Here is a 21,751-nt window from a genome sequence, read left to right as displayed (position 1 = left end):
CCATTTGTCTTTTGAAATCTGCTGTGAATGTGCGTCTTTGCTTTGGCATAGTAGATCCGCTCCTAATCGTATTCTCTTCATTCTACTAGCCCTTAATTTTTCTGTCCAACTAAGTGTAGACGATCCACCAATCATGGGGAATGAGAGAATAAGGATTAGCAAATATACCGGTCATCATTACTCGTCCCGTAATTTATGGACTGGGATTTTATTGGGTTTTGGGATTATTGCTTTTATAGATGAAGTGGTGTTCCACCAACTTTTACACTGGCACCACTTTTATGATAAGTCCACCAGCGACATTGGCCTTGTATCCGACGGCTTATTCCATGCCTTTAGTTTCTTTGCAACCATAGGTTCTTCATTCATGCTCGCTGACCTCAGACGCCGAGATGCTTTCTCTCTAAAAAGGTGGATTGGAGGAATTCTGCTAGGGGCTGGCTCTTTTCAGCTTTATGACGGCATTATTCAGCATAAGGTTATGCGTTTACACCAGATTCGTTATCATGTTGATATACTTCCATATGATTTGGTATGGAATTTTGCAGCCCTCATTTTATTAATTGTCGGAGTTGTTATTACGATGCAAACAAGCCCGAAACGAATCGCTTCGGAAGGGAAAGTTCAATATGACTGACCACCCTATGAGTCATTCACATAGTGGAACTCTCAGCCTCGGTCCATCTTTGTTGATTCCGATATTAATCACTGTAACTGCATTCGCAATATATCTATATGCTGCCAGGTCATCTAATCGGCGCTTCAGGCAGTGGCCAACTTATCGCTATGCTTGCTTTGGTATCGGTGTATTGTGCTCAGCGTCAGCCATTACTGGTCCGCTCGCTATTTGGACACCCCTAGACTTTAGGGCGCATATGTTAGGCCATTTACTCCTGGGCATGTTAGGACCACTACTTATCGTCTTGTCTTCGCCACTCACACTTACTCTTCGGACAATGAAAGTATACTCTGCAAGACGAGTCACCCAGTTGTTACGATCCAAACCCTTATTATTAATAACCCATCCCATATCAGCATCCATTCTTAATATCGGTGGACTGTGGCTAATATACGGGACAGGTCTCTATACTGTGATGCAATATAGTATGCTTATCCATACTCTGGTTCACTTTCATGTCTTTGCTGCTGGTTACCTCTTTACGGCTTCCATGATCTATACGGAACCTATTCCGCACCGAATTAGCTATACCTTGCGATCTCTTACGATGATCGTCGCCTTTGCAGGTCACGGAATATTATCGAAGAGGATTTATGCAAATCCTCCTGAAGGAATCCCTCTAGATCAAGGCCAAGCAGGTGGTTTATTAATGTATTATGGGGGAGATTTGATCGATCTCGTTTTAATTTTCATATTCTGTCTTCAATGGTATCGGTCTTTCCACCCTACTTCCGATACTCATTCCACTAAACGAAAAAGCGAGATATTTGAAGGGGATCCGAATGGGTTGCTTTGAAGTTTAGAAAAACGGACAAATACTCAGTGATAGGGAGGGTGTATTTATAATATATGCAGTTTATTCTGAAACAGAAGAAATGAGACAATATACGAATACAGCGGCAGCTGGTTACTAACCGGCTGCCGCTGTATTATGGAATTGTATGCTCTAGTTCGTACTTAATCCTCACGATTAAAGATGTAATAGCAACTATTCAGATCCTAATTAATGAATGAGCCTCATCAAATAGGGCTGGTGGGTCGTTTAATTGACTCTCTTTTTTAAGGCCACCTAGTGTCAGAACTTATCAGAACAACTTGTCCCTTGGGTAGGCCTGATCCCCCGTAAATAGTCACTGTATAAGCACCTGAAGGAACAGGTGGCATATTATCATTATTTATAAATTCTACTGTTTCACCTGCTTCAACTGTTTCATTAAAAATAATAGTATTCTTACTGTTGTGCTTTACTTCAATTCTAAAAGGATGGGCACCTGTATTTTTTGCATCAAGTTTTATATAGGGATATCCAATTGACACAAAATAATCGGTTACAGGGTCCACGGTGTCACGCTTTAAAACCCAATTTAGTATATTTTTAAGTGAATATGGACTAACTTCATTGATTTCATTTCCTTCTTTGGATGTCACATCGCCATTACTTGCCAAAGAAAAACTAGCAATTCCAGTTATAAGAGAGATCGACAATACAGTTGTTCCAATTATCTTCATGATTTTGTTTTTCATTCATCTAACATTCCTCTCAGGTAAACATGCAAAAAGAATCAAGACTACATTCCTATACGTAAAAATTCCATAGGAGAGTTTCTTACAAAATGTTTCTCGATAAACTCAAGAACTTCCTCATTTCCTGGTATACTAACTCTTTCTATTGCTTCTGTAAATGTCAACCATTCGTATTCACTATGTTCATTGTTTAAAATCACTTCTTGGTCATCATCCACATATCCCACAAATACCGGCGCAACATAAATGTAATCTTCTTTTGCAGAGTAGAATTGATCGAACTTATTTGAAGTGAAAAGGGAAACTTTTGTAATACCTGTCTCTTCACGAATTTCTCTTAGCGCAGTCTCCCAGGCTTTTTCCCCTTCTTCAATACCACCGCCAATATAGCACCATACACCTCTTAATACAGGAGTGTCTCGCTTTAATAACAACACTTTGTAACCGCAGGGTGTGTTTTTAAGTAAGACTACTGCAATACCTTTACATCTCAAAGGAACTTCATGTTGTACTCTGTTCATAACCCGCCCCCAAGCCTTCATCCTATTTAACGGTCTGTCTATTTTTTCTATTCTAGTTTTGTTGGTATGTAAGTCTAATCTGTCACGACTACAAAACAAACTCAGCGTATACTTCACCCGAAGGATGGGTATTCCCTGTCTCAACAAAGCCTAGTGATGAATATAAATTTTTGGACTCTACATTTTCAGGTTTATATGTAAGTTCAACGACCCTAGCTTTTCCATGAGCAGATGATTTTGAAAATTCTATCGCTTTTACCATAGCCTCTTTTCCATACCCTTTGCCTTGGTATCGCATATCAATCATAAACTTAAAAACTCCATAGCTGCTGTATTCAAAATTCCCATCCCCATCGTCATAATACATGCTTATAAAACCGACCATTTTTTCGTCTTTATAAACCGCAAATGTAATAATGACCTGCCCCTCTTTTGAGGCAATATAAGCTTCTGCGAGTGCATGTTGATTAGAAGAGATGAAGCGTTTTTGTTCTTCTGTAACTTGTAGCTCAATACATTCAATATAGTTATCCCACGTTATTTCTCTAAATTCCATAAATCGACCCCCCCTAAAAATATCCGATATCTATAAGAGTTCCATATATATTGGTAGTATCCTCTCCATAAGGCTTAATAATTTTCATTCTGTAAGTTTATCGAAAAAAAAATAAACAGCAACTACAACTGTTGCTGTTTTAATGAGACATCCTTTGATCACTATATCATCAAATACTAATGTAAAATGGATAGAATTTAGTAATAGATTCGAACTGATTCAAAAACACACTTCTATATTTAATGTTCTATACTTAATGTATCCCGTGAGTCCATTAGATAGCACTCTTACAACCGTGAAAAATCCATGTCAATATAGGGAGTGTTATTTAGTAAGTTGGAATAGTAAAAGCGATTAATTAAAGCCTCAATCATCTACTAGAATAGCAATTTTATCACTCATTATAACTATAAAAATCATATCTAGATGCGTTCATTAACTTTTTCAAATCTATCCTTATTGACTGCATAGTCACTGCGAACCATAATGTGTTCTCTCTTCTGTCCAGTGACTATGGCTTGGGTATTTACAACACGGCACTCTTTAATTGCCTCAGATCTTCTTTTATGAAAAGATTGTACCACACTGAAAAAATGTAAATTAACCATATTCTACGCGAGTAGTCACCTTTATTACTCCGATGCTGGATAAACATCTTTTCGATTATATTCGTATTGAATATTTCATCAATGCCACTATATCGTATTTCTTCAAACATTATATCTGAAGCTGGAGTCCTCAGCCAATCACGAAGGGGTACGGGAAATCCTAATTTCGGGCGATTCACAATAGCTTCGGGAACGATTCCTTCCATAGCTTTACGCAAAGCAAGTTTTGATGTTTTTTTGCCAATCCGATTGGATACAGGTATTTTTTTCGCCGTTTCGAAGACCTCTTTATCTAAAAACGGTACTCTTAATTCTAATGAATGTGCCATGGACAACTTATCTGTTTTTGATAAAATGTCTCCAGGTAACCAAAATTTCATATCAATATACTGCATTCTTGTCGTAGGATCTAGGTGAACTGTCTTATCATAAAAAGGTTTAACAATATCCGTGGGGTGTAAAAAGCTATTTTGAGCGTGTATCGATTGGTGGAGCAAGTTCATCTTTCCGCTTTTGTTAAAAATATTAGCATTACCGAAAAAGCGCTCATAAATATGATTTATCCGTATTGGTTCAGATCACAATTCGTTTCCATTCGGGCAACTTCAACTCAAGATGCGCTTGAATTAATGAGGATTTCAGTCCAGGGGAAGCGAAATGATGAACGAGGGCATAATCAAATGTTCCGACAAATGTACAGAGAGTTAACTGGACATGAAGTGACAGAAGTAAGCAACGAACAGGCCAAACTCCTCATTATCTCATCTCCCTCGCTACACAATATGCGTAATGGGCCAACATATAAGAACATAAGAACTGCAACACGTCGTTCCGAACGTATTTTAACATTTCATGAATACGAACATATATTAGTACATATGGAAATAAGGAGGCGCAAAAATTGCCCATTGATAAGGACCTACGAGATATAGAAATTGCCAAGCTAGCTTTTATAGGGAGTTCCATTGCTACATTAGGTGATGGAATCGCTGCGCTAGCTGCCGGATTAGCGTTAGAAGCTTTACAACAGGATTATAAAACCAAAAACAATAGTCGTACCGCTTCTATTAAATCAACTAAGAAACAACTTGATCATTTTATTAACGAGTTAGTTAAGATCAGGAATAATGTTGGTTGACAATTAATAAATCCCCGGCTCTTCAGCCGGTTTTTTTATTGCGCAGTATGCGTCAAATGTGACATAAAACCTCCACTTATTTTGTTCAACTAATCTGCCGGTTTGCATAACTAAAAGGGCGCAGCTGCCAACTGGCAAGCTGCTCCCTGCTGTGTTCAACTATCGTTTTCCTGTTAGCGTAAAAAAATGTAAAAGCATACTAATAAAATTGAATTAATTATCATTTTAATGTATAGTTATACAGATGATGAAAGAAAATTAGTAAAGGAGAGGTAATTTAGTGTCGAGAATAATACGTGCTGTTGAACCCGAAGATATAGACCAATTGACTGAATTAATGTATCAATACATTGTAGACTTTTATAAGAGACCAAAACCATCAATTGAAAAAGTACATAATTTAATTGAAACGCTATTAGAAAAGTATGAAGGTATTCAATTCATCGCTGAAAAAGAAGGTGAATTTCTCGGATTTGCAACATTATATTTTAGTTTTAGTACAACAAAAGCAGATAAAATCACGATAATGAACGATTTATTTGTTGTAGAGAAAGCAAGAGGTACAGGGGTAGCCGAACAACTCTTTAAGTTCTGTGAAACATTTACCAAAGAAAACGGATATGCACATATGTCATGGGTAACTGCATCTGATAATAAACGTGCTCAACGGTTTTATGAAAAAATGGGTGGCTCTCTTGGAAACTGGTTGAACTATTCAATATAATCCTAATTCAACTTGACCTCTTCATTGAGGACATTTATTTTTATGCACTCACTTTCTATTCCGAACTTTTCCATCCTTGTTCAATTATGCTGCCAATTAGCGCAATATTCACATTACCATTCGAGCAACGTTTTCCTAATAAAAAGAGAAAAAAGACGTCCACAATGTTGCGGACGCTTTCCTTTGATTTCGGTGTTCTGACCTGCTGTATGAAATTAAAAGCTATTTTTTCTTTACTGGAATCCAAATCTCCCCTGTATGATGACCTGCCGGTCCATAGTACATTTCAAAACTAGGTGCTTCAATCTGTTCATACTCCGATGTCGGAAACCACTCGAAATATATACGATCCCATAGTTTTTGTAAGTCACATTGCGGCTCTGAGAAAATAGCCCAAGTTGAAGCAGGAACAGACAGTTTTGTGAAATTGTCAGAGATTTCAAGTCCCTTAGGCAGGTTGTAACATACCATGTACTTGAAAGATTCTCCATTATCATCATATAAAGCAGCATGTAACATCGTGTCTGTAAAGCGGCCCAACAATTCGTTCATCAGATCAACACTGCCATCCTCATCACATTGTTTACGGAACCTAGGAACTTCAGAAAAAGCTATTTTCCTATCGGAATTAATGAGACCATAAACTCCAAACATCTCAAAAGTCCCTCTTTGTTCAATTCGGTAATTCATTTCGATATCTCCTTTTATTGAAATAGAGAAGGACATTCGAGGATAGGCTTTTAGAGAAACACCTTTATCGCGCGCAGATATCGGCATGATCCCATGAAGATTTTTAAACGCCCGTGCAAACGCTTCTGGCGAATCATATCCATATTTCATAGCTACATCAATAACCTTTGCATCGGTGGTCTGAAGTTCAAATGCTGCCAAAGTCAACCGTCGACGTCGAATATACCCAGATAACGATACTCCTGTAATAAATGGAAACATTCTTTGAAAATGATAAGTAGAGCAACAGGCTCTCTGTGCTAATTCATCATAGGAGATATTGTCCGCTAGATTTGATTCGATATATTCCATGGCGTTATTCATCCTGTCTAACCAATCCATCGTTTCCCCTCCCTTCCATATCAATTTATCGTAGATAAGAAATGATTACCTAGCATTTACTGCACGAAAAAGTCAGCATGCCGAAGATAATGTATCCCCATCTATTCGGTAGTAACAATGCTCCCCTGCCTGTTACAGCATTATGTAACTACAAGCAAACGTTTATAAATTCACGCAGAAATCTTCAATAATTTCAACTACCTCTATTTTTCCATTAATCAAAAGCTCAGGGAGCTCCTTTTTGTAATTTCCCTTCCAATAGGTCCTAGCCTGTTCGATTTTTACGGAGAAGGGTACTGCATCCTCTTTCGGTAAAAGGTTTCCATCGCCCTCAAATATACTTCCTTTAACACGGAGTTTAACGAGTTGTAAAACTTTTCGGTTATATGAATCAAATATATCTTTCCATTTCAATGCGTCTTCATAGCTTTTAGCAGCATACAAACAAGACAATCTTGATGGGTATTCAGGATATTCTTGCAGTCTTACCATTTCAACGATAACTTCCCTAATCGCTCTGATTGTCTGTCCTACATAACTTATTGCTACTTCCGCATTTTCTTTATCCATCTTTAAACCGTCAGCATTATAATGACCATTTAGAATCTGAATAAAGTCCTCGCCTTTGGAATTCAAACGTTCTTTTTCAAAAAAGAAGTGATACAGGGCATTTTTTTGGTTGTCATCAAAGGATATGAATTGTCCCAAAGTCATTTTTTTCTTGGTAACTAAGTGATATACATAAAATTCGTTATCCTCCATGGTTTCTCCCCTATTACTTAGTTTTGCATTGATATGCTCGAATTCCATTCTTTCGATCACTCGATTCATTTGACTGTTTATACACGATGAATAAGCTGCTTTATCTGTTAGCTCAATAACCTACCAATTTCTGCAATACAGAAACACTTTCCATGAAGAACGCTTTATTTTTATCAATCCCTCTATTCTTACACCAGACAACAGCACTAAAAGCATCGTAAAAAGTATAAAAAGGTAGTAGCGTTTCCAAATCGATCATAGGACGAATTGTTGAATACCCTTCTGTGTAAGAAGTTTTACTTTGAGGATTCACTTCCCAAACATATCGATTTATTTTAGTGAAATCTATTTCTGAGGACCCGCCCCGAGCACTCTCAAAATCAATAATTCCAACAACGTTATTATTATTTATTAATATATTGCCTGGTCTAAAATCCATATGTACAACACAGGGACCATCAGGTTGTGGTAAAACGGAAAAGGCACTTTCAAAGTGATCTATACATTTTTCGAAAAGCTGTCTCTCAAGGACTTCCTTTGCAGGTTCTTTATACTTCTCAAAGTTATCTTTAATATAAAGTCTCCAGTTGTTCTGATTGGAAAATTGAAAACCGTCGGAACCTTGAGCGCCATACCCAGGCATTCTAGTTTCATGCAGCTTTGCATGTAATACTCCCATTTGGAATGATAATTCATCGTTAATAGCTCCTGTACAAGGTATGCCTTTTATCTCCGATAAAAGTAAGGCACCTGAGATTAAGTCGTCCCCACTCCAGATATCTAACACTTTTGGAACCGGTATTACCTCTCTTAACATTTCTAGCATACGATATTCACGATATAGCTTATCCCTGTTATAGGGGAGCTTCGCATATACCGTTTCTCCATTAGTAAGATTCAGCTTGTATACTTGTGAACTAAAAGACTCAGGAACATTATCTATACTTAAAACATTAAGGTTAAATCTATCTATAATCGTATGTACTAAGTTCAAATCGCACCTCTTATATTATGAATGAAATAGCAACCTATGCTTTTCTACATATTATTGAGAAAGTCCTGCCTATTAACTTAAAAGAAAAAGCAACCGGTCTTTTGATCGGCTGCTTATTTGTTTCAAATCAAGGCGAGATTTTACGAAAAATCAAAGGAAAACGAACTAGGTCTACTTACGACCCTATGAACGATGGAGAACAATCGAGTGGCAATATCACCTTTAACATTAAGCCTATACCCACCTCGAACCCTATCCACAAAGCCGAGTTCAATGCAATCTATGATTACTTTGTCAAAATTCATGTCCGCGGGTAGACGTGAACGAAGTATCGACTCCTCTACTGGAGTGAAGTCAGGCTGTAAGTTTTCATTATTAAGCAATAACTCATATAGCACGGTGATCATGTCCGGAGGTAAGATATTCATTGGAAACTCAACTAATTCATTCATTGCTTCAGTAGCTTCGTTTAAAAAAAGCGAGGTAGCGATGCAAACGAATCTATCTTTCGCCCATAGGCCTAATCCAGATGGACCTAGTTGGATTTGAGTCAACGATGGATTTGATGCGGGTGTCTGTACATTGAAAGATGTGGCAGCAATCACCTCGCCCAGAAAATTGATTTTTTGTTCTTGTGTCATCGTCCGAAGTTCCGTTCGAATTTGAGGCAGCATGGCTTGCAAATTGCTAGTTTTTCCAAGCAAAAAGTCGGTTGTGCAATCAAAGACAGTTGCCAACTCCGTTATAAGAGAAATGTCGGGTAAGGAGTCGCCTTTTTCCCATTTGGACACTGCTTGTGCAGATACATTTAGTAATAGCCCAAATTGTTCTTGTGTCATACTTTTGCTGTGACGGAGCTGACTGATTCTTCCACCAAAATGACTAGCATTCGCTTCTATGATTTATAACACCTCCATGAATTTATACATTAATTATAATTACACTGCTATTTAATGGTATGGAGGTGTACTTTACAACTAAACCATTAGTTGATTTTCTGTATCCATGAGTTGAATCACTTTTTGATTTTATATGAAGAAAGCGCATTCAGGAATTAAGACACGAATCTAAGCATCTTTCAAAATCTCCAGATTCTTTGATTGCAGAGCCAATTAAGGTTACAATATCAAACTTTTCATTCGTTATTTCAATATCGAAAATACTTTTACATAACACTTTAGATGGATTAGGATGGCCTTCTCGTTGCTGTCTGTAAGCGAAGATTTCGCAAATATCTTTATTGATATCAATACTTGTTAAGTCCCCTTTGCCTTTTAGCCAATATCCAAGGTAATCGTCCCAATCCCCTGTTCCAATTCCAACATTACATACCTTAATTCCATCCGTGACTGGAAACTCTCTTCTTACGTAATCTCTTGTGATCAATTCAGTATGTATACATTCAGGTGAGGAATTCCATTCACCAGCTTCAGGACTTTTAAGCTCCAGGTAATAGTTAAATAATTTGTCATCCATATTCATTAAGGAATACCCCCATTGTATCCGATATCCGTTACATTCCCTTGCGAACTCTCCAATTTATTCAATCACAGACCACGAACATACATAGACTCGAAAACTACTCGCGAATCTTTTTCATAAGAAATGTCGCACTTCGTTTGGCAATCCGCCGTTTAATAAGAAGGCAACCGACGTTTGTCGGCTGCCTCCTATTTTCTAATCGATATTTTTTGACTTCTCACCCGAAGCTATTAATCGTTCCTCATACTCAAAGGGTTCTTCACATGAGTATATTTGATGAAAAAAGCCTTTATACGGGATATCGTCTTCCAAACATTTTATGAGATATGATAGTTCCTCGTCACATGTAGGTTCCTCACCGGTGTGATGCATTACTTCGAATGTATCAACAATATTTTCCATAATGTTTACCTGAATAAATAAGGGCAACTTATCCAACATCGAATCTTCGATCTTCGTCTCAGATCTGTATCCTGCGAGGACAGTTTCAAAATAATCATCCATAAACTTTTTGCGTTTACCGACGTCTGGTTCAAATTGTATCCAGCCTACCCCGCTCATCCAGAGACCTGCCAGGTCAAACATATACCAGCAGTAACACGAATTCTCAAAATCATATACGGTTATTTGTCCGGTATCAAAATCAATTGAATAATTCCCATCATTATAGTCAAAATGGTTCATACCGAAAGTCTCTTGGCTTCTTTCTAATCCTTGTAAGGTATTAAGGAGCTCGACCAGTTTCTCCTTAAGCAAAGGGAAGGATTCAGGTATCAGTTTATCGATATACAAGGCATTGTATTTATCAAAAAAGCTATAACGGCGATGGATAGGAGTATATCCTTTCGATATTTGATGCAGTCTCCCCAGGACCTTACCAGAATTATAGTAATATTCAGTAATTGGAGCTCCTTCCCGGTACTGATAATTATTTTCGACTAGCATTTTCCCTTTCGCCTTATGAAACAGGCATATAAAAAAGCTATGATTATTATGAGTGATCTTTTCGAGCAAATTCCCCTTCTTAGAGCTGACAACATCCGAGACACTTCCTCTGTGCTCGAATAAATACCTGATATACTCAAGTTCTCCCAGAAAATCTTCCCCGCTCCTGTCAGGTAAGAATGAAATCCTGAGTATTTTTGAGTCGATCCCCTTTTTTTCACAAGAGTAGACTAGATTCCGCCTACCTTCATGTGCCGGAATAAGCTGGATATTATAACCTTCTAATTCGAATAACTCTGTCGCTAATGGAAGTAAATATTCATCACTGATTTTAACAACCTCGTTATAATTTATACGATCTCCTCCAGTCAAAATTTTTGCAACGATGAAATTGCCACAGAGGAAACCCAAAAAATGAGATAAATCTTCTGTGGACCTAAATAATAACCACCTTGTTTAACATTGATTCATCGCTCCTTTCAGCTATTCTGCTATAAATTCTACCTTAAATTCCCAGATAATTTCCAGGTAAACTTTTTATATAATCAATTTCTTTGAAAATATGTTATTCTGCCCGGGTGTATAAAAAAAACAGCCGTTTTTTATCGGCTGCTCACTTGTTTATGTCCTTACTGAACTAATGCTTCCCGTTAGTTCAATCACGATCTGCACATCATTACATCACAAACCTTTCAATTGCAACAGCGACACCATCGTTATTATTTGATTCGGTTACGTGGGCTGCACAATTTTTAAGTTCACTGATTGCATTCTCCATTGCGACCGGAAATCCGGACATATGGAATAAGCCTAAATCATTAAAGTCATCCCCAAATACCATTACATTTTCTGATTTTATACCGATATCATTTAACACCCATTCTACCCCTTGTTCCTTTGAAGCTAATTTATGCATGATTTGGACCAATACACCTTCATCGGTTGCAATTACGTTCACATGGTCACCGAATTGTTCACATATTTCATTCCATGCATTGCAACCTAGGACCAATATTTTGGTAGGGGAAAGCGAACTTATATATTCTTTATCCATAACTTGGGGTTTGGGGTCATGGATACGGATACCCAATTGAGCGCACTCGGAGTCGGGAACTGGACTACATGTATACCATGAATCGTTAACTTCATATGAGATTATTGATTGAGGTGCCCGTAACTTGATGAGTTTGTTGATTTGTTGGCTAATCTCCATAGGGATACGAATATGCTGCTCACTCTGCTTTGATTTACATGTAACTAATGCACCGTTGTAATAAACCATGTAGTCTACAAAAGGGAATTCTTTTAAAAATTGATTAGCCGCTCTAGGCGGCCGCGCCGTGGCAATAATAATATGAATTCCAGAATCATAACATCTTTTGACAGCCTGATAATTCCTTGGAGATATCGATTTATCATTACCGAGCAAGGTTCCATCTAAGTCCAGAACAATTGCCTGAATATTAGGCATATGTATCCTCCCCTCACAATAAGCTAAATTGGTAAAATACTACTACTTAATAAAGAAGTCGTCAATAAAAAATGCATTATTTACCTTGTTAGCTGAAATAGTTGAAGTTGATTTCGGCTACCGGCATAGTCCTGCTAAAGGCAGCTATAGGTATTATGAAATTGATTCACCTGATATTTATTAAAACTGTATTTGACCAACAGGTTTTCTCTTCAAATTCTAGATTAATTTCAACCTTTCTATCTTTTTTGAAAATTTTTCTTGCGCTATAACTTCAAGCCTGCTACTATGAAGAAGCATTATTTTTGGAAAGCAGATATTCAACTCCTATTTAGGGTCTTTCCAAGCAGATAATCTTTGACCACTTTCTTTAATGGAAGTCAAGGCCATACGGACAGCCGGGTCAAATGCCGATTGGCAACTTTGTTGCCTTATTGATTGAGTTAAAAGCTCGAATTTTATAAGTTGGTTACTTTACAACCAGTGCATTTTGCACACAACTTGTGAAACGGTCAATAAGAGTGGTAAAAGTAATTATTTGCTATATAGACTCTGATCCTAACATTGTATAGTTGAATATTAAGTTCCTTTCCATGAGACGATTTTTTATGATTGGCTGATGAACACGCAAGAGGTTTGTCCAGTCATGTTTATTGGGACTTTTCTTATTATTTGACTATATATTGAAGCAAGTGTGATGCGCATGATGCGTGTTTCGCTTGCTTTTTTTGTTGCCGTTTTACATAAAATTTAATTTGGAATAGGAGATTGAAAAATGGGAAAAGCACTAATCATTGGCGCCGGCGGCGTAGCTTCAGTAGCAATTCATAAATGCGTTCAAAACAGCGAGGTATTCGAAGAAATTTGTATTGCAAGCCGTACGAAGTCGAAATGCGATGAGCTGAAAGCAAAATTGGACGGCGGTAACACGAAAATTACCACTGCACAGGTGGATGCCAACAACGTAGACGAGTTAATCGCTCTAATTAACGAAGTGAAACCGGATATCGTCATGAACCTGGCTTTGCCTTACCAAGATTTAACGATCATGGATGCTTGTTTGGCCACTAAAACGCATTATATGGATACAGCTAACTATGAGCCGGAAGATACGGCGAAATTTGAATACAAATGGCAATGGGATTATCGCGAACGTTTTGAAAAAGCAGGAATTACAGCTCTTTTGGGAAGCGGATTTGACCCCGGCGTAACAGGCGTGTTTTCCGCTTATGCACTGAAACACTATTTTGACGAAATCGAATATATCGACATCCTGGATTGCAACGGCGGGGATCATGGCTACCCTTTCGCAACCAACTTCAACCCGGAAATCAACATCCGCGAAGTGTCCGCTAATGGACGTTACTGGGAAAATGGGCAATGGATCGAAACGAAACCAATGGAAATCAAACGCGAGTATAACTTTGCTGAAGTCGGCCAAAAGGACATGTATCTTCTGTATCATGAAGAACTTGAATCCCTTGCGCAAAACATGCCTGGACTGAAACGCATCCGCTTCTTCATGACTTTCGGTCAAAGCTATCTCATGCACTTAAAAGCACTTGAAAACGTAGGAATGACCTCTATCGAACCAATCGAATTCGAAGGAAAACAAATCATTCCGCTTCAGTTCCTGAAGGCTGTGCTTCCGGACCCTGCTTCCCTCGGTCCCCGCACGGTAGGTAAGACGAACATCGGCTGTATCTTCAAAGGAAAAAAAGACGGCCAAGACAAGACTTACTATGTTTACAATGTGTGCGACCATCAAGAGTGCTATAAAGAAGTGGGCTCCCAAGCTGTCTCCTATACAACGGGCGTACCTGCTATGATCGGCGCGGCAATGGTCATGACCGGCAAATGGAATAAACCAGGTGTATTCAATATTGAGGAGTTCGATCCGGATCCATTCATGGAAGAACTGAACAAATGGGGACTTCCATGGGTAGAAGACTTCAATCCGGTGCTTGTTGACGCATTGCCTGAGGAAGCTAAACAGTCGGAGCACGTTCGCTAATATGAGGTTCGAGGAATTGCCGACACCCTGTTTCGTAGTCGATGAAGCACTCATTGAAAAAAACCTGAACATTCTAAGCGGCGTTATGCAGCGTACGGGAGCCAAGATTGTTCTGGCGCAAAAAGCTTTTTCTATGACCGCTATGTATCCCCTCATCGGAAAATACCTCAGCGGGACAACGGCGAGCGGTTTATTCGAAGCACGGCTGGGTCATGAAGAAATGGGCAAAGAAAATCATGTCTTTGCCCCTGCCTATCGTGAAGATGAAATCGATGAGATTGTGTCTATTTGCGACCATATCATCTTTAATTCCTTCTCTCAGCTGGAAAAGTATAAAGGAAAAGCCATTGCAGCCGGCAAAAAGGTTGGTCTACGTATCAACCCGGAATGTTCAACGCAGTTAGGACACGAAATTTATGACCCTTGCTCACCGGGGTCCAGATTCGGAGTAAAACGGGAGGATTTCCTCCCGGAACTGCTGGAAGGCGTTACTGGACTGCACTTCCATACCCTTTGCCAACAGAACTCGGACGACTTGGAGACGACGCTAAATGCAGTCGAAGAAAAATTCGGTTCATGGTTGCCGCAAATGGAATGGATCAATTTCGGCGGCGGTCATCATATCACCAGAGATGACTATGACATCCCAAGACTCGAAGCTTGTATTTCGCGGATGCAGGATAAATACGGCTTGGAAGTCTACCTTGAACCTGGAGAAGCCATCGCATTGAATGCAGGTTATATGGTCACCTCCGTACTGGATATTCATAAGAACGGCATCGAGATTGCGATAGTGGACACATCAGCCACTTGTCATATGCCGGATGTTCTGGAAATGCCATATCGTCCGCCGCTTGTCGGTTCCGGAGAAGCTGGGGAGAAGTCATTCACCTATCGGCTTGGCGGTCCTACCTGCCTTACGGGCGATGTCATTGGGGATTATTCCTTCGATCAGCCTCTGAAGAACGGTGACCGATTGGTATTCGAGGACATGGCGATCTACTCTATGGTAAAAACGAACACCTTCAACGGAATGCCACTGCCTGCAATCGCAGTGCAGGACAAAAATGGGGATTGCCGGATTGTGCGCGAGTTCGGATATCAGGATTTTAAATGTAGATTAGCTTAATGAATAAGAAGCGAATTAGAAGCCGTAGCCCTGTAATTAGGGTTACGGCTTCTAATTCATTTTTGTCGTTTTTTATGATAATATGGCCAGTCATTCTAGCACAATATTTCGTTTATACAGCAGGTTTTTTCAACTCTCTTCTCTCTCCTTGTTAAAATATCCTTATTTTCATAAGTTATCTCGGAATACTTGCCCAGCTTTAGTACCTCATTATGGAAAATTATAGTATCCTCTATTATAGTTCCTACTATTTTAAAGGTTGAAGCTTTCAAGTACAAATAAAGCTATTTTCTAAATAATCATCCTTGGAGGTAGACATGAAACAAACGCTTATTGAACAACTAAACGATTGGCACGAAGAAGAAGAATACCAGAAAATTGTAGATTTGCTGAAAACTACTCCAGATTTAGAACAAAGTTATGAAGCAGTCTCTCTCCTGGCTAGAGCTTATAACAACTTGGGGCTTTATAAAGAAGCGCTCCACCAACTTGAGAACATTGCTGAAGCTGGCAAACAGGATCCCCTGTGGCATTATCGAGTAGGTTATAGTCTTTATCATTTGAAACGATATGAGGAAGCTTCTCAAGCTTTTCATAGATCAGATCAATTAGAAACCGGTGATCAAAGTACAGAGTATTTTTTAAGACGGAGCTTTCAAAAAGCAGAGAAACAGAAAAAAGAACAACTTCGGCTCGCGAGGAAGAAAACTTCCATCAAGCGTGGCGATTACACAGAGGAAAAGCTACCTTTCTCAGATATGAACTTAATTGATTTTTGGGATGACAGCGAGTATGCGAGAACGTCCTATCAGTCTGATCCGCCTACGGACGAACGAATTGATTCTATTGAGAAAGAGCTTGGTTATAAACTTCCCTCATCTTATATTCAACTGATGAAACAGCAGAATGGCGGGGTACCGAGGAATACCAATTTTCCAACAGAAGATTCGACTTCATGGGCGGAGGATCATATTGCGATCACAGGCATTATGGGGATTGGGCGCGAGAAAGACTATTCACTGTGCGGGGAGTTTGGCAGTCCGTTTATGATAGAGGAATGGGGATATCCTGACATTGGAGTGGTAATCTGTGATTGTCCTTCCGCAGGACATGATGTGGTGATGCTAGACTACCGAGCTTGTGGCAGAGATGGCGAACCTGAAGTCGTTCACGTCGATCAAGAAGATGATTATGAGATTACCTTCTTAGCAGACAACTTTGAAGCTTTTATTCGAGGTCTAGTGAGTGATGAAGAATATGATACTTCTGAGGAAGATAAGCAGCATGATGTAGATAAGGTAATGCACGGAAAATTCTCTCCTCTGCTGGAGGAACTCTGTTCCCGGGTAACCGAAGTAGAACAAATGGAACAGAAAATCCGCAGTATATGTGCACGGATTGTTGAAGAAAAAGGGCATTTTACTTTTCATGCAGATGAATTATCTTATGTTATGTATGATGTTCAGTTTTGGTTGTATACGAAGTCATACCCAAGCATCAGTCGCGATCAATATGTGGCAGCCTATCAGAACATAATCGCTTTTGGCGGGGAATTCGGGCAAGGAGGATACGCTCCTTCCTTTGTTACAGATTGGCTTGATCGCCGTATCGAGGAAGGACGAATCGTACAGAATGACGGGCTCCTCCAATTAACCGATTCGTTTGCAGAGGAAATAATGAAGCAACTAAATGAAGCTTAACAACAGATTAGTTCATCTCTAACATCGAATATTAGTATGCTTCAAACTGAACCCTATAAAGCAGACATTTTTTCAAAAGAATTTAAGCGGCAATGGGATGACTTCGGTATGCTGCCGGAGTCATCCCACTGCCGCTTGCTTTTTGTAATATATAGTGATCCATGTAATTATCAATTATTTAAATCTAAAGGAAAGAGACATTGACTTCTCTATTATCCTGTTTTTGAATAAAACAAGACAGTAAATATACTGCCGCTTCCCAGCTCACTTTCTACTATAATTTCACCACCGCAAAGATCAACGATCCGTTTGACCAATGACAGTCCTAGTCCGTTTCCCTTTCTGGCGTGAGAGGTATCTCCCTGGAAGAATTTATCGAAAATATGAGCTATCGTTGCCTCATCCATCCCTACCCCTTCATCTTGAATCGTAAACCGAATTTCATTGCCCACTTTCGCCAGTGTAATGTTGATCGAACCGCCTGGGTAAGAAAATTTGATCGCATTATCTAACAGGTTGATCCAAATCTGCTGAATGAATTCTTCGTTCCCGACAAAGGTCACTTCTTCTAAATCTAAATTTACATCCAAATCTTTGACCGACCATTTCGGTTCCATCAAAATAGTAGTTCTTCGAATTTGTTCATCCAATCGGAACGGTGCTTGATCAACAACTATCTCTAAATTCTCATATTTAGCTAACGTAAGAACATTGGAAGAAAGCGTCGCTAAACGCTCTGATTCTGTCACAATAATATCTAAATACTCCTGCCTTTCTTCCTCGGTGAGATCATTCTCCTGAAGAAGCTTCGCGAAACCGCGAATAGACATGATCGGGGTTTTAAATTCATGAGAAAAGTTGTTGATAAAGTCACTTCTGAGTGTTTCGATGCTGGCTAATTCCTGCGTCATTTTATTGAAGCTTTCCGAAAGCTCCTCCAGCTCCCCGATTCCCTTTATATCAACCTTTACACTAAAGTCGCCGGCTGCGACCTGGTGAATTGAGGCTATGACTTTACGGATGGGGTTCAAAGCTTTTTTACTTAAGAAAGCGGTTAGGGACGTTCCAATTATTATACAGATGATAAAAAGATTAAGTAAACCGGCCAGCGGGCTTTCTTCATTAACCGGTTGATTTTGGGATTCAGTAACCGTAACAAACCCAAGGAAATGTAACAGTATAGCGATGATAATAATGGATACAAAAGTCGTCACCAACACACCAAAGACTAATAACACTAGCGTTATCGTTAGACTTAATCGCTTCTTGAAACGTTGGATCATATTTTATGCACCACCGCTTTATAACCCAGTCCTCTAACCGTCTCAATTTCAAACTCCTGCCAATCCTGAAATCTATTCCGCAAACGGTTTATATGGACGTTAAGTGTATGATCATCGGTTTCTGATTCAAGTCCCCATATTTCCTCCATCAGCTGTAATCGAGTAAAAATGACGTTTGGGTACGAGAGTAATTTAAATAGCAGCTGAAACTCTTTTTGCGGCAATGGATAGACCTGTTCCTCCCTTGTTACGGTCAATGAATCATAATCGAGCACCGCTTTCCCGATCCTCAGTTTATGTTCACTGGCGATCCGCGCTCTGCGAAGCAGTGCTTTAATACGTAACACCATTTCTACTTCATCGACCGGTTTTGTCATATAATCATCCGTTCCCGCAAGGAATCCCTTTCTTTTATCCTCTCGTTCCTGTTTGGCTGTCACCATTAAAATAGGCAAATCTCTCCAGGAAAGGCGGATTTGTTTTGTCAATTCATAACCGTCCATATTCGGCATCATTAAATCAAGCACGATTAAATCAATATGCTGCTTTTCCATTACATCAAGTGCTTGAATGCCATCCTCCGCCCAATAGGTGTTGAACCCGTTTTGTTTTAACACTGCGCACATTAACTTTCTTATATTTTGATCATCTTCAACTACGAGAATTGTAAACAAACGGTTACCTCCATACGATTTTATGAACTTATTTTAACGAAGAAAGATAAATTGAAAATCAACAACCAATGTTCTATCCGTTTATATTCAGTTTATGTTCAATCCGTACACTCTAAACAAGCAACCATAATAGAAAGTGGAGGTACTGAATGAACGTCTTAGAACTACATCATATTGACAAGAACTATAAGTTAAACGGCAGAGAACTCTATCATGCATTGAGAGATATCAATGTATCATTTAAGAAAGGCGAACTGGTCTCCATCATTGGTGAGTCTGGCAGCGGTAAATCAACCCTGATGAATGTCATCGGCGGATTGGATTCCGATTTTACCGGCAAGCTGTTATTTAACGGCGAAAACATAGGAGAATATAGTGAAAAGCAGCTTGATGAATACCGGAAAAATAAAATTGGTTTTATTTTTCAGAGCTTTAATCTAATCTCCCACCTTTCGATATTGGATAATGTAACGATTGCGATGACTTTATCGAATGTGAGCAAAGAAGAACGTATCAAACGTGCTGAAAAAATTCTCGAACAGGTCGGCTTGAAACAACACATACACAAAAAACCGAATCAGCTGTCAGGCGGCCAAAAGCAAAGGGTTGCCATTGCCCGGGCTTTAATCAATGATCCGGATATAATTATAGCCGATGAACCGACAGGAGCACTTGATTCAGAAACAACCGACCAAGTACTGAAAATCATCGAAGATATTGCCAAACGAGGCAAGCTCGTCATTATGGTTACCCACTCTGATAAAGTGGCAGCACACTCTTCGCGCGTCATCCGTATCGCAGACGGTGAAATCATCGATGATCGTAAAGGCATAGAACTAGCATATATAGAAGAAACAGCTGTCTCTTCAGACATCTCAAAAGGAAGAAAGAATTTAAGCTTTGTCTCTGCTGTTAAATTAGCTTTTCAAAATATGAAAGCGAAAATAAGCCGAAATATATGGGTGTCTTTAGGCGCAAGTATTGGGATTATGAGCGTCATTCTCATGCTCTCCCTCGGCGGCGGATTAAAAGCGTATGTGAACCAAACGATTAACAGTATGATCAATCCACTCGTTGTTGAAGTAAATATGGACAATCCTACAGAAGATCCTTCCGTAAGTACGGAAGAGATGAATCCCCTGTCGGGTAATTCGACACCTTTTACAGAAGACGATCTTGAAACATTATCAAAGATTGACCATGTAGATTCAATGGACAAATCCGTGAACATCATGGGTTTTGGTACCAATTCCATTATCTATGGAGACGAAAGTACTTCTGTGGTATCCATATCGACCATGTCATCGAATGTAACAGACTCGGCACTTCTGGATGGCTCCTTCCCGGGTGACAATGAAATTGTGATTCAAGATGAAATAGCTACTGCGCTTGGCGGCGATATGATTGGCAAGTCTGTCACACTCAAATGGCTCGTAGACGAACAATTTTATAGCGCCGACTTTATCGTCAGCGGGATTGCGAATAACAATTATGTGAACTTTGAAGATTTGGCGCAAGTCTATGCTGACAACGGCAATGAATTACAGCCGACAACTGTTTACTTAGTAACAGATGATGAAAGTCATACAGATGCGATTAAAGCAGAAATAGAGAAATTAGGATACAAAGGTTCTGCACAAGAAGCGATGATGAAGTTATTCAATGATATGATTGATGCCTTGACGTTTGTTCTCGCTTCTATATCCGGTGTTTCTTTATTTGTATCAGCAATTATGATTCTGGTCATTCTCTACATCAGCGTTGTAGAGCGCACGAAAGAAATTGGTGTCCTAAAAGCGATTGGAGCGAGGAGAAAAGATATTAAACGGATTTTCGTGTCAGAAGCCTTTTTAATTGGATTATTCAGCGGAATTATTGCCGTTACGATCACTTCCATATTAGGCTGGATTGCAAACCGCATTTCTTCCAGCTTGTTTGATATGAATATTGTACAAATGGAGATGAGTTATATTACTTTTGGGATTGTGACAAGCATTATCATAAGTATGTTATCTGGACTATTGCCAGCAAGCAAAGCTGCCAAATTGGATCCAGTTGATTCTTTAAGACGTGAATAAAAGAGAAAAACTAGCATGAAGAAAGCCTCTTTAGGGATTCTTATTGATAACGATTTAGGCAAAAACTCTATTTCCTTTCAGTTGTATACGAAAAACAGCCGACTACTTCAACTCATCGGCTGTTTTTCATTTCCTTTTTCTTCGGATTTTTTGCATCTTTATCTCAATTTCACCTCAGGTATAAGTTCACTTTAAAGCTATCCTGTTTACAATTTAGCCTTAGGAATAAGTTAATCAACCTACCTTATGGAAAAAAGCTTTTATATATCCTTCTACTGTTTCCCTACAGGGAACAGAGTTTAGGTGCGATGCCAGTCTTCCAACCTAGTTGAAGCTGCTCGTGCCAGAGCTTCTCAAATTCCGCCTGACTAATCTCTTCGTAATAAGATTCCTCCCCG

Annotated in this window: 21 protein-coding genes; 8 read left to right on the top strand and 13 right to left on the bottom strand. The window is 39.2% G+C overall.

Annotated features, from left to right (window positions below):
* Nucleotides 1-133 precede the first annotated feature (133 nt).
* Nucleotides 134-637: a DUF2243 domain-containing protein gene (locus KJS58_RS10590; RefSeq protein WP_213532498.1), complete on the top strand. Its 504-nt coding sequence runs from the start codon at nucleotides 134-136 to the stop codon at nucleotides 635-637.
* Nucleotides 630-1,475 (top strand): cytochrome c oxidase assembly protein, encoded by an 846-nt coding sequence (locus KJS58_RS10585; RefSeq protein WP_332084917.1) that lies wholly within the window; start codon nucleotides 630-632, stop codon nucleotides 1,473-1,475. The genes KJS58_RS10590 and KJS58_RS10585 overlap by 8 nt, the downstream gene beginning before the upstream one ends.
* A gap of 263 nt (nucleotides 1,476-1,738) precedes the next feature.
* Here the strand turns inward: KJS58_RS10585 and KJS58_RS10580 are convergent, their stop codons facing one another.
* From KJS58_RS10580 to KJS58_RS10565, 4 genes are all read right to left on the bottom strand, one after another.
* The gene (locus tag KJS58_RS10580; protein WP_213532471.1) at nucleotides 1,739-2,203 is read right to left on the bottom strand and encodes a hypothetical protein; all 465 of its coding nucleotides are present in this window, start codon (nucleotides 2,201-2,203) and stop codon (nucleotides 1,739-1,741) included.
* Nucleotides 2,204-2,247: 44 nt separating this feature from the next.
* On the bottom strand, nucleotides 2,248-2,724 hold the full coding sequence (locus tag KJS58_RS10575) for an NUDIX hydrolase (RefSeq protein ID WP_213532470.1): 477 nt from the start codon (nucleotides 2,722-2,724) through the stop codon (nucleotides 2,248-2,250).
* 88 nt (nucleotides 2,725-2,812) lie between these two features.
* On the bottom strand, nucleotides 2,813-3,280 hold the full coding sequence (locus KJS58_RS10570; RefSeq protein WP_213532469.1) for a GNAT family N-acetyltransferase: 468 nt from the start codon (nucleotides 3,278-3,280) through the stop codon (nucleotides 2,813-2,815).
* A 526-nt stretch (nucleotides 3,281-3,806) separates the two neighbouring features.
* Complete coding sequence (locus tag KJS58_RS10565) at nucleotides 3,807-4,391, bottom strand: asparagine synthase-related protein (protein WP_213532468.1); 585 nt, start codon at nucleotides 4,389-4,391, stop codon at nucleotides 3,807-3,809.
* A gap of 398 nt (nucleotides 4,392-4,789) precedes the next feature.
* Here KJS58_RS10565 and KJS58_RS10560 point away from each other — a divergent pair, with 398 nt between their 5' ends.
* Together KJS58_RS10560 and KJS58_RS10555 are read left to right on the top strand one after the other, a co-directional pair.
* The gene (locus KJS58_RS10560; protein WP_213532467.1) at nucleotides 4,790-5,026 is read left to right on the top strand and encodes a translation initiation factor 2; all 237 of its coding nucleotides are present in this window, start codon (nucleotides 4,790-4,792) and stop codon (nucleotides 5,024-5,026) included.
* Nucleotides 5,027-5,363: 337 nt separating this feature from the next.
* The gene (locus KJS58_RS10555; RefSeq protein WP_249717177.1) at nucleotides 5,364-5,750 is read left to right on the top strand and encodes a GNAT family N-acetyltransferase; all 387 of its coding nucleotides are present in this window, start codon (nucleotides 5,364-5,366) and stop codon (nucleotides 5,748-5,750) included.
* A 222-nt stretch (nucleotides 5,751-5,972) separates the two neighbouring features.
* Here the strand turns inward: KJS58_RS10555 and KJS58_RS10550 are convergent, their stop codons facing one another.
* The 7 genes from KJS58_RS10550 to KJS58_RS10520 all read right to left on the bottom strand — a co-directional run bounded on the left by KJS58_RS10550 (nucleotide 5,973) and on the right by KJS58_RS10520 (nucleotide 12,475).
* Nucleotides 5,973-6,821, bottom strand: a complete 849-nt coding sequence (locus tag KJS58_RS10550) for an AraC family transcriptional regulator (RefSeq protein ID WP_213532465.1) — start codon at nucleotides 6,819-6,821, stop codon at nucleotides 5,973-5,975.
* Nucleotides 6,822-6,983: 162 nt separating this feature from the next.
* Nucleotides 6,984-7,583, bottom strand: a complete 600-nt coding sequence (locus KJS58_RS10545; protein WP_213532464.1) for a DUF2441 domain-containing protein — start codon at nucleotides 7,581-7,583, stop codon at nucleotides 6,984-6,986.
* Nucleotides 7,584-7,695: 112 nt separating this feature from the next.
* Nucleotides 7,696-8,577: a phosphotransferase family protein gene (locus KJS58_RS10540; RefSeq protein ID WP_213532463.1), complete on the bottom strand. Its 882-nt coding sequence runs from the start codon at nucleotides 8,575-8,577 to the stop codon at nucleotides 7,696-7,698.
* Between the two features lie 140 nt (nucleotides 8,578-8,717).
* A complete protein-coding gene (locus KJS58_RS10535; protein ID WP_283771263.1) occupies nucleotides 8,718-9,443 on the bottom strand; it encodes a helix-turn-helix domain-containing protein in 726 nt (241 codons plus the stop codon).
* Between the two features lie 181 nt (nucleotides 9,444-9,624).
* Nucleotides 9,625-10,059: a methyltransferase domain-containing protein gene (locus KJS58_RS10530; RefSeq protein WP_213532462.1), complete on the bottom strand. Its 435-nt coding sequence runs from the start codon at nucleotides 10,057-10,059 to the stop codon at nucleotides 9,625-9,627.
* Nucleotides 10,060-10,254: 195 nt separating this feature from the next.
* Complete coding sequence (locus KJS58_RS10525) at nucleotides 10,255-11,376, bottom strand: phosphotransferase enzyme family protein (protein WP_249717154.1); 1,122 nt, start codon at nucleotides 11,374-11,376, stop codon at nucleotides 10,255-10,257.
* A 304-nt stretch (nucleotides 11,377-11,680) separates the two neighbouring features.
* Nucleotides 11,681-12,475 carry a Cof-type HAD-IIB family hydrolase gene (locus KJS58_RS10520; RefSeq protein ID WP_213532461.1) on the bottom strand — a complete coding sequence of 265 codons (795 nt, stop codon included), beginning with the start codon at nucleotides 12,473-12,475 and terminating at the stop codon, nucleotides 11,681-11,683.
* 775 nt (nucleotides 12,476-13,250) lie between these two features.
* Here KJS58_RS10520 and KJS58_RS10515 point away from each other — a divergent pair.
* The 3 genes from KJS58_RS10515 to KJS58_RS10505 all read left to right on the top strand — a co-directional run bounded on the left by KJS58_RS10515 (nucleotide 13,251) and on the right by KJS58_RS10505 (nucleotide 17,318).
* Entirely contained in the window at nucleotides 13,251-14,489 is a 1,239-nt protein-coding gene (locus tag KJS58_RS10515) for a saccharopine dehydrogenase family protein (RefSeq protein WP_213532460.1), read from the top strand.
* A 1-nt stretch (nucleotide 14,490) separates the two neighbouring features.
* A complete protein-coding gene (nspC, locus tag KJS58_RS10510; protein WP_213532459.1) occupies nucleotides 14,491-15,618 on the top strand; it encodes a carboxynorspermidine decarboxylase in 1,128 nt (375 codons plus the stop codon).
* 317 nt (nucleotides 15,619-15,935) lie between these two features.
* A complete protein-coding gene (locus tag KJS58_RS10505; protein WP_213532458.1) occupies nucleotides 15,936-17,318 on the top strand; it encodes an SMI1/KNR4 family protein in 1,383 nt (460 codons plus the stop codon).
* Between the two features lie 212 nt (nucleotides 17,319-17,530).
* Here the strand turns inward: KJS58_RS10505 and KJS58_RS10500 are convergent, their stop codons facing one another.
* Both KJS58_RS10500 and KJS58_RS10495 read right to left on the bottom strand, forming a co-directional pair.
* A complete protein-coding gene (locus KJS58_RS10500) occupies nucleotides 17,531-18,601 on the bottom strand; it encodes a HAMP domain-containing sensor histidine kinase (protein WP_213532457.1) in 1,071 nt (356 codons plus the stop codon).
* The gene (locus KJS58_RS10495) at nucleotides 18,598-19,275 is read right to left on the bottom strand and encodes a response regulator transcription factor (RefSeq protein WP_213532456.1); all 678 of its coding nucleotides are present in this window, start codon (nucleotides 19,273-19,275) and stop codon (nucleotides 18,598-18,600) included. Before KJS58_RS10495 ends, KJS58_RS10500 begins: the two co-directional genes overlap by 4 nt.
* Before the next feature lie 149 nt (nucleotides 19,276-19,424).
* On the opposite strand from KJS58_RS10495, the gene KJS58_RS10490 reads away from it, so the two are divergent.
* Nucleotides 19,425-21,353, top strand: a complete 1,929-nt coding sequence (locus KJS58_RS10490) for an ABC transporter ATP-binding protein/permease (RefSeq protein WP_213532455.1) — start codon at nucleotides 19,425-19,427, stop codon at nucleotides 21,351-21,353.
* Nucleotides 21,354-21,751 lie beyond the last annotated feature (398 nt).

It is taken from the genome of Paenibacillus sp. J45TS6 (genome assembly GCF_018403285.1).
Taxonomy (GTDB): domain Bacteria; phylum Bacillota; class Bacilli; order Paenibacillales; family Paenibacillaceae; genus Paenibacillus.
Note: the sequence above shows the minus strand (reverse complement) of the source record. Positions and strands in the feature narration are given on the sequence as shown.